The 13,652-nt window shown below is 65.1% G+C and carries 10 protein-coding genes; 8 read left to right on the top strand and 2 right to left on the bottom strand.

Going from position 1 to position 13,652, the window contains the following annotated elements; all coding sequences use genetic code 11:
• Positions 1 to 29 precede the first annotated feature (29 nt).
• The 8 genes from NCO8_RS14075 (at position 30) to NCO8_RS14040 (ending at position 11,774) form a co-directional block, all read left to right on the top strand.
• Complete coding sequence (locus NCO8_RS14075; protein ID WP_167353285.1) at positions 30 to 6,269, top strand: type I polyketide synthase; 6,240 nt, start codon at positions 30 to 32, stop codon at positions 6,267 to 6,269.
• Between the two features lie 29 nt (positions 6,270 to 6,298).
• Positions 6,299 to 6,952 carry a hypothetical protein gene (locus tag NCO8_RS14070; protein ID WP_067639599.1) on the top strand — a complete coding sequence of 218 codons (654 nt, stop codon included), beginning with the start codon at positions 6,299 to 6,301 and terminating at the stop codon, positions 6,950 to 6,952.
• A gap of 40 nt (positions 6,953 to 6,992) precedes the next feature.
• Positions 6,993 to 7,790 carry a cupin-like domain-containing protein gene (locus NCO8_RS14065; protein WP_067639597.1) on the top strand — a complete coding sequence of 266 codons (798 nt, stop codon included), beginning with the start codon at positions 6,993 to 6,995 and terminating at the stop codon, positions 7,788 to 7,790.
• Positions 7,791 to 7,825: 35 nt separating this feature from the next.
• Positions 7,826 to 8,098, top strand: a complete 273-nt coding sequence (locus tag NCO8_RS14060; protein ID WP_067639595.1) for an acyl carrier protein — start codon at positions 7,826 to 7,828, stop codon at positions 8,096 to 8,098.
• Positions 8,099 to 8,111: 13 nt separating this feature from the next.
• The gene (locus NCO8_RS14055) at positions 8,112 to 8,570 is read left to right on the top strand and encodes an ester cyclase (RefSeq protein ID WP_067639593.1); all 459 of its coding nucleotides are present in this window, start codon (positions 8,112 to 8,114) and stop codon (positions 8,568 to 8,570) included.
• Positions 8,563 to 9,912, top strand: a complete 1,350-nt coding sequence (locus NCO8_RS14050) for a cytochrome P450 (protein ID WP_067639591.1) — start codon at positions 8,563 to 8,565, stop codon at positions 9,910 to 9,912. Before NCO8_RS14055 ends, NCO8_RS14050 begins: the two co-directional genes overlap by 8 nt.
• Positions 9,913 to 9,983: 71 nt before the next feature.
• Positions 9,984 to 10,871: a phytanoyl-CoA dioxygenase family protein gene (locus NCO8_RS14045; protein ID WP_067639589.1), complete on the top strand. Its 888-nt coding sequence runs from the start codon at positions 9,984 to 9,986 to the stop codon at positions 10,869 to 10,871.
• 12 nt (positions 10,872 to 10,883) lie between these two features.
• Complete coding sequence (locus NCO8_RS14040) at positions 10,884 to 11,774, top strand: phytanoyl-CoA dioxygenase family protein (protein ID WP_067639587.1); 891 nt, start codon at positions 10,884 to 10,886, stop codon at positions 11,772 to 11,774.
• Between the two features lie 81 nt (positions 11,775 to 11,855).
• On the opposite strand, the gene NCO8_RS14035 is transcribed toward NCO8_RS14040, so the two are convergent.
• Positions 11,856 to 12,398: a DUF6879 family protein gene (locus NCO8_RS14035; protein ID WP_067639585.1), complete on the bottom strand. Its 543-nt coding sequence runs from the start codon at positions 12,396 to 12,398 to the stop codon at positions 11,856 to 11,858.
• Between the two features lie 2 nt (positions 12,399 to 12,400).
• Positions 12,401 to 13,522 carry a 2OG-Fe(II) oxygenase family protein gene (locus NCO8_RS14030; RefSeq protein ID WP_067639583.1) on the bottom strand — a complete coding sequence of 374 codons (1,122 nt, stop codon included), beginning with the start codon at positions 13,520 to 13,522 and terminating at the stop codon, positions 12,401 to 12,403.
• Positions 13,523 to 13,652: the final 130 nt, after the last annotated feature.

The following is a 13,652-nucleotide window of genomic DNA, read 5'->3' as shown; positions in this document are numbered from 1 at the left end:
GTGCCCGAACACGAGGAATGAATGGTGCCATGATTGACCACAGCGACACCGGGCCGGGTGGATTGATCGCGATCGTAGGCATGGACTGCCGATTCCCGGGTGCCGATGGTCCGGACGAGTTCTGGAAGCTGCTGGACGAGGGACGGCATGTGTCCCACGGCCTGCCCACCGAACGCGGATGGGACCTCGACCGGGTGTACAACGAGGACCCGGCTGTCGAAGGGACCACGTATATCCAGCGGGGTGGCTTCCTCCGCGACATCGGCGACTTCGACGCGAGCCTGTTCGGGATAGGACCGCGTGAGGCCACCACGATGGATCCGCAACAACGGATGCTGCTGGAGAGTTCGTGGCTGGCCCTGGAACGTGCGCGCTCGAGTCCACAGTCGTTGCGCACCGTCCGCTCCGGCGTGTATGTCGGCGCGACCGACAGCTATTACGGTCTGGCGGGCTCCAGAATTCCCGGCCTGGAACGCCATCTGCTGATGGGCACGATGCTGAGCGCGACCTCGGGCCGGATCGCGTACGCGCTCGGCCTCAACGGCCCGGCCATCACCGTGGATACGGCCTGTTCGTCCGCGCTGGTGGCCGTGCACCTGGCGGTGCGGGCGCTGCGCTCCGGTGAGTGCGATGTCACGATCGTCGGCGGCGCTACCGCGATCTCCGACCCGTCGATGCTGGCACGATACTCCCGGCATCGCGTCCTGTCGGTGGACGGCTACTCCCGGGGATTCTCCGCCGACGGCAACGGTTTCGCACCGGCGGAGGGCGTCGCGTCGTTGATCTTGATGCCGCTGGAACGAGCCCAGTTCCTCGGCAAGCCGGTTCTCGCGGTGATCCGCGGAAGCGCCGTCAACGAGGACGGAGCGAGCGCCACGCTGCAGGCGCCCAACGGGCGTGCCCAGCAGGCCGTGATCGCCACCGCCCTCGACGATGCCGGGTTGCGTCCGCAGGACATCGGTGCGATCGAAGCGCACGGTCCCGGAACGCCGCTCGGTGACGCGACCGAGGCCGCGACTCTGCAGACCAGTTATGCGCGCCAGCATTCCGCGGACGACCCCCTGTGGGTGGGTTCGGTGAAATCGAACATCGGCCACACACTCGCCACTGCCGGTCTCGCCGGTCTGATGAAAATGGTGCTGGCGCTACAGCACGAGCGGTTGCCCGCCACCCTGCATGTGGACAGGCCCATCGCCGGTGTCGACTGGACGACGGGCGGCATGCGGTTGCTGCGGGAGTCGCGCCCCTGGCCGCGTACGGCAGAACCTCGGCGGGCCGGTGTCCTGTCGTACGGGATCACCGGCACCAACGCCCATGTCATTCTCGAAGAAGCTCCGCAGCCCGCAGCTGCCGGGCATCGGCGGAGAGGCAGGCGTGAGCCTTCGCCGCTGCGCACGCGACTGCCGATGTGGCCGCTGTACGCGGCGTCGCCGTCGGCTCTCGTCGCACAGGCCGCGGCGCTCGCTACTCATGTGCGCGGCAACGCGGACTTTTCCGCCGTGGATCTCAGCTGGTCGCTCGGAACCACGCGCAGCCCTCTGACACATCGAGCTGTCGTCACCGGAGGACAGAAAGAGGAACTGGTAGCGAGGCTGGAAGCCTTTGCCGCAGAGGCGATTACCTCCTCTTCGGGCGTTGCCGTCGGGAAGGTGCGGCACGGTCCAGGCCCCGTTTTCGTCTTCCCCGGCCAGGGGTCGCAATGGGTCGGCATGGGGGAACGGTTGCTCACCGACTCACCCGATTTCGCCCGATCGATGGCACGCTGCGCCGAAGCGTTGAGTCCCTACGTGGACTTCGACGTCGTGGCGGTGTTGCGTGGAGAGCGGAGTGCACCGCTCGAGCGGGCCGAGGTCATCCAGCCGCTGTTGTTCGCGATGTATGTGTCGCTGGCCGAATTGTGGCAGAGCCTAGGGGTAGAGCCCGCCGCCGTCATCGGGCACAGTCAAGGTGAGATCGCGGCGGCTCATATCGCCGGAGCTCTCACGCTCGACGAGGCCGCCCGCGTGGTGGCGTTGCGCAGCGCCGCACTGCGGTCGGTCGACCGGCGCGGAGCCATGGCATCGGTGGCTATGCCCGTCGAGCGCACGCGGGAAGCACTCGAGAGGTGGAACAACCAGCTCGAGGTGGCAGTGGTCAATGGGCCGTCGGCCACGGTGGTCGCCGGCGACGCCGACGCGATGACGGAATTTCTGCGGCACTGCGAGCAAAGCGGTGTCGAAGGCCGCCTGCTGCCCGTGGACTATGCTTCCCACAGTCGGCACATGGAGGCGCTGCGCGACCGTATCCTCGCCGATCTCGGCGCGATCACCTCGCGTGCGGCCCGGCTGCCCATCATCTCCTCGACCACCGGCGAGATCATCGATTCGGCCGGCCTCGATGCACCGTACTGGTTCGAGAACCTCCGCCGCACTGTGCATTTCGACGAGGCGATACGCAGTGCGCTGACCGCCGGATATCGGCAATTCGTCGAGGTGTCTCCGCATCCCGTACTGGTCGGCGCCATCGCCGAAGTCGCATCGATGGTCGACATCGACGCCGGCGTCACCGGCACGCTGCAACGCGGGCGAGGCGGAGGCGAGGACTTTCTCGCCGCCGTGGCCGACGCGCACGCTCAGGGCGCCGAGGTGAACTGGGAGACACTGTATCCCGGTGCCCGCGAGGTCGACTTGCCCACCTACGCGCTGCAACGTCGGCCCTATTGGTTACCTGCGACCGGCACGTCACGGAATCCGCGGGACGGATCGTTCGACATCGCGGACCACCCGCTCATCACCGCCACCACCGACCTTTCCGACGGCGGCACGGTGTGTGTGGGTCGCCTCGACCCGAGAGAACACTCGTGGCTGGCGGACCACAAGGTGTTCGACCGGGTCATCGTCCCCGCCACGGTGACGGTCGAAATTCTCACCTGGTGCGCTGCCCGAGCGGGCCGGAGCGGGGTGCAGGACCTGGTCCTGAGTTCGCCGCTGCCGCTGACGGATACCACGGTCGACATCCAGGTGATGTGCGGACCGGTGGGACAGGACGGACGTCGACGGCTGACCCTGCACTCGCGTGATCGCGGGGACAAGGGCCCGTGGCGCTGCCACGGCCAGGCGACAACCGCGGGCACCATCGCGGCTGCGACCGAAGACGTTCCACAGGAACAGGTTTGGCCGCCCGAAGGGAGTCATCGCCTGCCCTTGGACGGAACCTATCGCGTACTGCACGACAGAGGCTACGACTACGGTGCCGCCTTTCAGAACCTCACCGCCGTCTGGCGCAAGGACGCCACGCTGTACGTCGAAGTCCAGCTGGGGCGTCGCCGGCCGCCGCGTACCGAAGGCTTCGCTGTTCATCCCGCTCTCGTCGACTCGATCCTGCACGCCCTGCTGCTGACCGGAGCGGAGCAGAGCACGATACTGCCGTACTCCATCGGAGCCGCCCGGATACTGCCGTGCAGGACGGACGCTCTGCGCGCCACGATCAGCCCGGCCGGACAGGACCGCTACCACGTGCGGGTCACCGACCCGCACGGAAACCAGGTCGCCGACTTCCGGGATCTGCTCCTGCGTCCGGTGACGAAACGCGCACTGCGCGGCATGCTCGCCACCGGCGCCGGCCATGCGTTCCGACTCCTCTGGCGGCCGGTCGAGGTGAGCACCGGGGGCGCGGGGGACTGCGCACGGTGGGCGGTCGTCGGCGCACAGCGCGACCTGCCAGGAGCCGACGTTCACCCCGACGCCCGCTCGTTGGCCTCAGCGCTGCGGCACGGTCGAGATGTTCCGGAGGTTGTCCTGCTCGATCTTCGTTCCTCGACACCCAGTGGCGAGCTGGCCGAGGAAACCGCACTGCGGCAACATCTTTCGCGATCGATGGTCGACGCACAAACGCTCCTGCGCGACGAACTGCTCGTCGAGACGCTGATCGTCTGCGTCACTCACCGCGCCAACAGCACGAGCATCACCGAATGCGCGCCGGACGCGATCGGAGCAGCATGCGCGGGCATGATGCGTTCCGTCGCGACCGAGCATCTGGATCGGGTGCGCCTGATCGATCTCGATGGCGACCCGGTCGATCATCGGCTGATAGCCGGTGTGATCGGCACCGGCCATCAGCAGGTAGCTCTGCGCGGTGCGCGGGCATTGGTCCCACGCCTGGCTCCCGCGGCCGAAGGTCTTCTCCGGCCACCGGTCGTCGAGCAATCCTGGCGGCTGGTGCGAGGTCGGGACAAGACCTTGGACAGCGTCGCGGTCGCCCCGGCACCCGACCTCACGGTGCGGCTCGAACCAGACCAGGTGCGCATCCGCGTGCTGGCCACCGGCGTGAACTTCCGTGATCCGTTGGTAGCGCTCGGCATGCTCGACGAAACCGCGCTCGGTTTCGAAGTGGTCGGTGAGGTCGTGGAGGTCGGCGAGCAGGTCGGCGACGTAGAACTCGGCGCGCGGGTCGCCGCGGTCGTGCTGCATACCGGCTCGAGGCCGGGGGCTTACGGACCCTTCGCCGTCGTCGACCGGCGTGCCGTCCTGACTGTGCCCGCGCACTGGAGTCACGCTCAGGCCGCCGGCGCGCCCATCGTGTTCCTCACGGCTTACCACGCGCTCGTCGAGCTCGCCGAGGTGAAACCGGGCATGCGGGTCCTGATCCACTCGGCGGCGGGCGGCGTCGGCATGGCCGCCGTCCGGATCGCCACCATGCTCGGCGCCGAAATCTACGCGACCGCAAGCCTTTCCAAACAGGGGATCGTCGAGGCGATGGGGGTCGCGCGCGAACGGATCGCCGACTCACGCACTCTCGAATTCGAACAGCACTTCACCGAGGTCACCGGCGCCACCGGTGTCGATGTCGTCCTCGGCAGCCTCGCGGGTGAAGCGGTAGATGCCTCGCTTCGGCTGCTGCGGCCCGGCGGGATCTACCTCGAGATGGGCAGGACCGATCTCCGGGACCCGGCCACTGTCACCGCCGGGCATCCCGAAATCACCTACGACACCGTCAATATCGCGGTACTTCCGATGTCTCGGGTGCACGCCGTTCTCGGCCAGCTCGAGAAGCTGTTCGCCGACGGCGCGCTGAGCCCGCTGCCCGTCCGGACCTGGAACATCGGTCACGCGCGGGAAGTGCTGCGACACCTCAGCCAGGGGCACAGCACGGGCAAACTCGTCCTGACTCAGCCCACTGCGCTCGTCCCCGAGGAGACGGTGCTGATCACCGGCGGTACGGGCAGCCTCGGTCGATTGCTCGCGCGTCACCTCGTCATCGCGCACGGTTGCCGCCGGCTTCTGCTCGTCAGCCGCCATGAGTCGTCCGAGGCCCGGAAACTGGCAGCTGAACTCGGTGAAATGGGTGCGCAGGTCACCATCGCCGCCTGCGATGTCACAGACCGCGCCGCCCTGTCCTCGGTGATCCGGGACATCTCGCCCCGCCACCCGCTCGGCGCTGTCGTGCACGCCGCCGGGGTCTTGGACGATTGCCTGTTCACCGACCTGACCCCCGACCGGCTCGAGCGGGTGCTGGCACCCAAAGCGATCGCGGCTCGGCATCTCCACGAGCTCACCGCCGACATGAATCTGCGCGCGTTCGTGCTGTACTCGTCCATCGCCGACGTGGTCGGCACGGCCGGACAATCGAACTACGCGGCAGCCAACGCCTTCCTCGATGCGCTGGCCTACCACCGGCACAGCATCGGTCTGCCCGCCACCTCCATCGCGTGGGGACTGTGGCGGCAGTCCAGCGGTCTCACCGCCCATCTGGACGACACCGACCTGGCGCGTCTCGCCCGGCAGGGTCTTGCCCCGCTCGACACGGCAGGCGCGCTCGACGTCTTCGACCTGGCCCTGGAACAGGATGAGCCGCTCCTCGCCGCGACCGCCCTCTCGCCCATCGACCCCGCAGCGCCGCCCGTCGCGGTCCTGGCCGATCTGTCTCGGCACCACACCCCGTCATCAGTAGACGACGAATCCAACTCCGCCACAGAAGGTTTCCCACAACCTAAACTGCTGGGCCTGGCGCCCGGCGAACGGGTCAAAGCGCTGACGACCCTGATTCGTACCCACGCCGCTGTCGTGCTCGGACACCAGGACCCCGACGCCCTCGCCGCGGATCGGACCTTCCGAGACGCCGGGTTCGACTCGCTGTCCAATGTGGAGCTGCGCACTCGCCTCAGCGGCGCCACCGGCGTCCGGCTCACGGTCGCGGGAATCCTGGACCATCCGACCCCGACTCGCCTCGCCGTCTACATCAACGAGGTTCTCGAGCGAGACAGCGGCTCCCTACCCCCCGACCTCCCATAGGCGGAGAAATGCTTTCGAAGGGAAAACACATGCCAACAGGGGAAAACCTTCCGCGTGCTGCCGTTCGAACCGTCGGTGCGAACGATATCGAGGTACGCAACCTGCGGTTGTCCGACCTGGACCAGCTCGTGGACATGGAGCAAACCAAGTGGGACCACGAACAGGCGGCGACAGCCGAGGAACTGTTCGACAGAATCGATCGACTACCCGACCTCGCCGCGGGAGCGTTCGCGCCGGACGGGGACCGGCTCCTCGCGTCCATGTTCGCCCGACCGATCACCGAGGAAACGGTGCACGCGGCACAGAGTTGGCGGGCGTGCGCCTACGCCCCACTTCCCCCGCCGGGCAGTACCAATTGCGTGTTCGGCGTGAGCCTGACCAGCACCAGTTCCGCGGCGGCCGGAGCTCTCTTTCGCTCGTTCTTGCCGCAGCTTGCCGAATTGGGCTATCGCAACCTGTACGGCGGGTCGACCGTCCCCGGATTACGTGAATGGATCATGGCCAACCCGGAGGGTTCACCGGTCTCCTATGTGCGGGCGACCAACGACGACGGGACGCCCGTCGACCGGCAGCTTCGCTACTACTACTTGAACGGATTCACGACGATAGTCGCGGTCAAACCCAACTACTTTCCCCACCCGCAGTCCCTGGACTACGGCGCCGTGATCCACAGAAGTCTCTGATCGGGCTGTGAGTGCCGTGCGCGAGCCGAGGGGAGAAGAAATGCTGCAGCTACAACCGGCGACTGTGCCGTTGAGCGAGTACATCGCCAGAAAAGAACCAGCGTTCCTTCCGGGGCTGGCCGCCGATTGGCCCGCCGTGCACCGGTGGGATTTCGACTTCCTCGCAAAGCTGCGGCCAGAGTTGCCCATCGAGCTGGTTCGGGGCGATCGCGAAAGCGCCGCAACACATTTCACCGAGTCGACGCTGGGTGCGTACATGAAGTTCCTCGCGCACGACGAACCCGGCGAAGAAACCCTCTACCTCAAAGAATTCGATCTCTTACGCAGGTTCCCACAGCTTCAGGCCGACATACTTCCTCGAAAGAGGCTGTTCCCGAAGCATGTGGTCGCTCCGCCGCCCGGAGTCTGGGTAGGTCCCGCGGGCGCGCGCACCGGTGCGCACTACGACCTGCTCGGAAACATCGCCGTCGCGATCCGCGGAACCAAACGCTTCCGCATAGCACCACCCGGTTTCGTCGAAGACGCCGATGCGCTGTCGGCGAAATACGATCCGTTCGCGCGTCTTTCGGCTCGGCCGTTGGCCGAGATAGCAGCTGGTGCGACGAATTCCGGTCAGCGCCCGTTCGAAGTCGAGCTCCAGGCCGGTGACGCACTGTACGTGCCCGATCACTGGTGGCACGAGGTGTACAACCGCTCGCCGAGCATTCTGCTCAGTGGTTTCTTCGGCACCTACAAACACGTCGCGTCCTGCGCGATCCGGGTAGCGGCACGCCACATTCTGCACCTCGCGCGCCTCGATCGGGTCACCGCGTGCACCTGCCACGAAACCACAGCCTGACCTCGAGTCGCTGCCTTTCCGAACAAGGAGTACTGATGAGAGAGTTCGCCCTCGACGACTTGAGCCGACTGTATCGGGCGTGTGAAGGAGCCGATCTCGAGCTCACCGAGAAAACACTCGACGAGCCCTTCGAGGAACTCGGGCTGGACTCGCTCGGCACGATCGAACTGGCCGAACGAATTCAGCGGGAATGGCATGTCCGCATACCGATGCTGCTGCCGAACGAGACCGTCGAGATTCTCCGGACGCCGCGGCTCGCCCTCGAATACGTCAACAAGCTCTTGGCCGCGGCATACGAAAACCGATAGAAGGAGCTCGGCGATGACGCGATCGGTCGACGACCTGATCACCACGTTCTACCGCGGTTTGAGCGGCGACGTCGGTCTGCTGGACGACGTGATGGCTCCCGACTGGGTCGACGACTCGCCCGGGCCCGCGTCAGGTCGTGCCGGGATCGAAAGCCTTGTCGCCGCAGTCGATCACGCCTTCGCCGACTTCAGGATCGTCGTGCACGCGATCGTCGACGGACGCGGGTCCGACGGCAACGGGATGGTCGCGGTCCGCGGGGAGATGCGCGGCGTCCACGAGGGGGAGTGGCTCGGTGTTCCCCCCACCGGAAGAGCCGTCCGGATCCGGATCCACGAATTCCACCAGATCACCGACGGACTCGTTGTCCGGTCGTGGGGCCTCGAGGACTGGTTCGGATGGCTTCGCCAGGTGGGGGCCGCAGGCAGCGCTGAGCCCGGGATCTATGAAGGGAACGTAGCGACTCATGACTGAGCCTTCCCGCGAGATACCGACTGCGCCAGGTGCCCGGCCGGTGATCGGCCATCTCCTGCCTTTCGTGAAGCAGCCCTTCACCTTTCTGTCGCAGCTGCCCGAACACGGTGATCTCGTGAAGATCCGCCTCGGCCCGAAAACCGCTGTGGTGGTGTGTGATCCCGGACTCACCCGCAAGGTCCTGATCGACGACCGGACCTTCGACAAAGGCGGTCTGTTCCTGGACCGCGAGCGGGAGTGGCTGGGCGAAAGCGTCGCCACCTGCACACACAGCAAGCATCGGCACAAGCGCCGCCTGGCCCAGCCTGCCTTTCACCCCAGACGTCTCGCGGACTACGCGCACACGATGACAACCCAGATCGCCTCCGTCGTCGACGGTTGGCAATCGGGCCGAGTCCTCGACGTCTGTCCGGAAATGTTCACGATCACCTCCAAGGTCTTCGGCGCCGCCATGTTCTCCAGCACGCTCCCAGCGGGGGTGCTGCACGAGGTGATCGGCGATCTCACCGCCACCTTCGACGGCACTTTCCAACGCACGCTGCTGCCCGACGTGATCAGCAGGCTCCCGATTCCCAGCACCAGGCGGTACAACCACGCCAATCGGCGGTTGCGCACGACGATGAACGGCATCATCGCCGAACGGCGCGCGAGCGGCATCGACAACGGGGACCTGCTCTCGGCCTTGCTGACCGTCCACGATCGTGAAAGCGAGGCCCCCGGCACGATCGACGACGACGTCAGCGATGCCGTCGTGACGTTCTTCGTCGCGGGAACGGAAACCACTTCCTCCGCGTTGGCGTGGGTGCTGTACGTGCTCGCCGAGAACCCCGACATCGAGGCGCGGTTGCATGCCGAGGTCGATACAGTGCTCGCCGGCCGGCGGCCCGAATACGTTGATCTGGAGCGCCTTTCGGTCGCGAGCAGGATCGTCACCGAAACCCTTCGCCTCTATCCCCCTGCGTGGTTCTTCACCCGGAAGGTCACTGCAGACGTGGAACTCGGTCCCTACGAGCTGCCGGTCGGCAGCACCGTTGCGGTGAGCCCCTACCTCATCCACCGGCGGGCAGACCTCTACGACGATCCCGGCCGTTTCGATCCCGACCGGTGGCTGCCGGAACGCACGGCATCGCCGCCGGGAGCACTCCTGCCTTTCGGCGGTGGGGCGAGGAAATGTATCGGGGAAACCTTCGGGATGACGGAGGTGGTGCTTGCCTTGGTGATCATCGCGAGTCGCTGGCGGGTCGAGACCGTTCCCGGAACAAGCATGCGCCCCCCGCTGTCGGTGTCCCTGGTGCCAGGAGGACTGCGCCTGCGTGTGGTCGACCGCCGGGCCGGCGGCTAGGGGCTGAAGTGAGTCCGGACAGCGATGCGCAGCGTCCGGGCATCGTATTGCCGATGTGAAAGAGGTGTTCGGTGTTCGAATTGACCAGTGCTGAACAAGAATTGCTTCCGTCGGATGACGATGTCGAGTTCTATCGGGAGCACGGCTGGTTCATCACACCGCGCTTGTTCACCGAGGGGGCGGTCGACGACGCGTTGGACGCTTTGGAGGCACATCACCGGCGCGAGCGTGATTACGAGCTGCCGGGCGAGATCGACGAACTGTACGACTGGACCCCGGGCGCGGTGCACCAGATCCGCTTCAACGACTATGTCGCGCTGACCAATCGCCGCCTCCGCGATTTCATGCTGCGGCCGATGGTCGCGGCCGTCGCCGCACGGTTGGCGCAGACGAGTCAGATCAGATTGTGGCAGAGCAGCATTGTGTACAAGCAACCACAAACCGGCGGCGGCGATACCACTATCGGATGGCACGCCGAACGCGCCTACCTGCGTACCTGTACCTCCACCAATATGTTGACCGCGTGGATCGCGCTACAGGATTGCGACGAGTCCATGGGTCCGGTGGTGATGATCGACGGAAGCCACCGCTGGCCGGATACCGAGGAAATTCGTGCCATCAGATACGGTCGAACATTCTTCGGTGCCGATCCCGCGTTGTTGCAGGACCGCCTCGAGCGGACCGGCATGCCACTGCGCACCGTTCCCATGTTGTTGCGCAAGGGCGAAGTCAGTTTCCATCACTGCCTGACGCTGCACGGCAGCGGCCCCAACCTGAGCGGGCGGGCCAGGGTCGGTGCGACGGTGGATATGCAGGATCGCCCGAATCGCTATCAAGCGGTCTACGACCGATCGGGAGAACTGCTCACCACGGCGAACGACCGGATGTGCCGCAGGCTGCCGAACGGCGATTTCGACTACAGCGACCCCGCGATCTGTCCGGTGCTGTGGGACGAGTAGGAACGAGGAATCATGTTCGAATTGTCACCGGCCGAACAGCAATTGCTGCCATCCGGCGAGGACGTCGAGTTCTATCAGCAGCACGGCTGGTTCGTTACTCCACGTTTGTTCACCGACGAAGTGGTCGATGCCGCGTCGGCTGCGTTGGCTGCGCATCACCGGGGCGAGCGCGACAGGACGTTACCTGTCACGCTCGACGAGGTGGACGACTGGATCGAGGGTTCGCCGCACCGTCTCCGGTTCAATGATCACGTCGCACTGACCAGCGAACGTCTCGGAAGTTTCATGCTCCAGCCGTTGATCGGGGCCATCGCGGCGCGACTGGCGCGGACCGGTCAGATCAGGCTCTGGTTGAGCAGCTTGATATACAAACCACCGCGCACGGAGCACACCATCGAATGGCATTCCGACCGTGTTCATTGGCGCACCTGCACCTCCACCAAGATGTTGACCGCATGGATCGCGCTACAGGACAGTGACGAATCCATGGGACCCGTCGTCATGATCGACGGGAGTCACAGATGGTCGGATACCGAGCAGATACGCGCGATTCGCTATAACGACGAGTTCATTCTCGGCGCCGACCCGGCGAAGGCGGACAGTTTGCTCATGAGTACCGGAATGCCGATTCGGCGCGTGCCGCTGTTGCTACGCAAAGGGCAGGTGAGTTTCCACAGCTGTATGACGATTCACGGCAGTGGCTCGAATCTGAGCAACCTCGCGCGAGTGGGACTGATCGTGCACATGCAGGATGGCGCGAACCGATACCAGCGAATCTACGACGAAACGGGACAATTGCAGTCGCATGTCAACGATCAACTGTGCGGCAGACTCCCGAACGGGGATGTCGACTACAGCGACCCCAAGATCTGTCCCGTGCTCTGGGATGCGACTTCGTTGTAACGGTGGGCCGTAAGCCGTCCTGGAGGTGCGGGTACGCGCCGCAGGGCGGCGCGGTTCGCGGGACGGTGGTGACCGGTCACGTCAGGGGAGGTCGGCCCCCGGTACGTAGTCGTTGTGGGGCACGGCCTTTGCCCACAACGCGTCACGTATGGCGATCGCGCGGGCGACTTCGACCGGGTCGTGCGTCAGGCCGTAACCCACGAAATCCTCCGCGTCGAACAAGGTCCAGGCGAGTGTGTCGTCGTCGATCAGGCACCACTCGTCCGTGGTGTAGTCCTCCGGCGGGCACCAGTGCCGGGGGAGCCAGCGAATGTCTTCACCGTGTGCCTGGTTGCGATCGGTCACCGCGTGGAGAAAACGGATGTAATCGGTCAGGGGTTCGGTGACCACCCGCACGCGTTGCATAGCGACTCCTCGTGCGGTGGTCGCGTCGCTCAGATCTTCCCATTCCTTCCACAACACCGGGTAGTCGTCCGGGTCGAGCGGTACCAGGCCGGCCTGGTATCGACGCATCGGTTCGTGTTCGTCGCTCACGACGTGGTCGTCTTCCACCTCGAATTGAAAGGCACGATACCGGGCCTGCTCGAACAGCGAAGCCAGCTCGGCGCGGGGGAGAAACAGCATCGTCACCACGCTCCGTTGATCGAGGGGCGGATCCCGGCATGCCCAGAGGTGTTCGGGTCCGTCATATTCCGGCATCGTTCGGACAGCCTGTCGGCAACCCGTGTCATGAATTCTTTGCCACTGATCGGCGGCCGTTCCGGTTGAAATCCCGGTAGAACTTCGAGAGTCGCCGCCTCGTAGGGATGAAGTGTATAGAGGACAGTCACCCGGGGCACGGCGCGCTGGGCGGGATCGCGTGGCACGCTGACACGATGTGTGCAGGCGCGAAAGCGATTGTCGCTGATATAGCTGAGCCATTTCCCACTGATGACGACAAGGGAGTCGGCCGGCGTGTACACCCTGCTCCACGCCTCGTTCTGCGGGCGATATACCTGTAGTCCTTCGACCGGGCTTCCGGTCATCAAACTGAGCAGCCCGTAGTCCTCGTGGGACAGCACGCGCGCGGGCGAGGCGAGGTCCTCGATGGGTGAGCTGATCGGTGGGTAGTGATTCAACCTCAGGACGTCGTTCGTGGGGGAGATGTTCTGGTCGTAGAGCGACGGATCGACGTCGAGGTATTGCAGCAGGGCTCTGCCGAGCTGCTGGGTCAGCTCCTCGCACGCGTGCCAGAATTTTCTGAATGCTGATTCGTATTTCTCGTCGGGCCAGTAGCCGAGAGCCGCGTCCGCGTCTTCGCCGGTGATTCGGAACGCTGATCGGTCGAATTCCCACGCTTCCACCGCATGTGGCAGCGCAGGCATACTTTCCTGGAGCGGAACGTACCCCAGATAGTAGGGTTCGCCGTATGCGCAGTCCGTCGAAACGAACTTCATCTTCTGGTCTTCGGGCACCGTTGTGAAAATGTTCAGTGCGTTGCGATCGATGGCCTGAAGTTCGTCGGCGTCGATTCCGTGGCCGGTCAATATCGCGATACCGACGTCCACCATGGCGGTACCGAACCGGTCGATGAAACGATCTCGTGCTGCCGGGGCGCCACGCAGGTCCGCCATGTCGCAGACCTGTGGTCGGAAATCATCGTCGAAATTGTCCTCGCGGCTCTCGACGAGTGTGTATCCGGAATATGCTCGGTCGGTTTCCGGGACTCCGAAATCGGATACCGCATCGTTGGTTTCTTTGTCGCTCACGTCTTCACCCCTGACGGACGATGATATCCAAGCACAACAACTCGGGCAGGCGCCCGGGAAATAGTCGAGGAGAGGTACACGATAGAAGCACGGACCGGATCTGTGAATCACTGAAAGCGTGATCGTCCGC

This window comes from Nocardia coubleae NBRC 108252 (assembly GCF_001612805.1).
In the GTDB taxonomy this organism is placed as follows: Bacteria; Actinomycetota; Actinomycetes; order Mycobacteriales; family Mycobacteriaceae; genus Nocardia; species Nocardia coubleae.
Note: the sequence above shows the minus strand (reverse complement) of the source record. Positions and strands in the feature narration are given on the sequence as shown.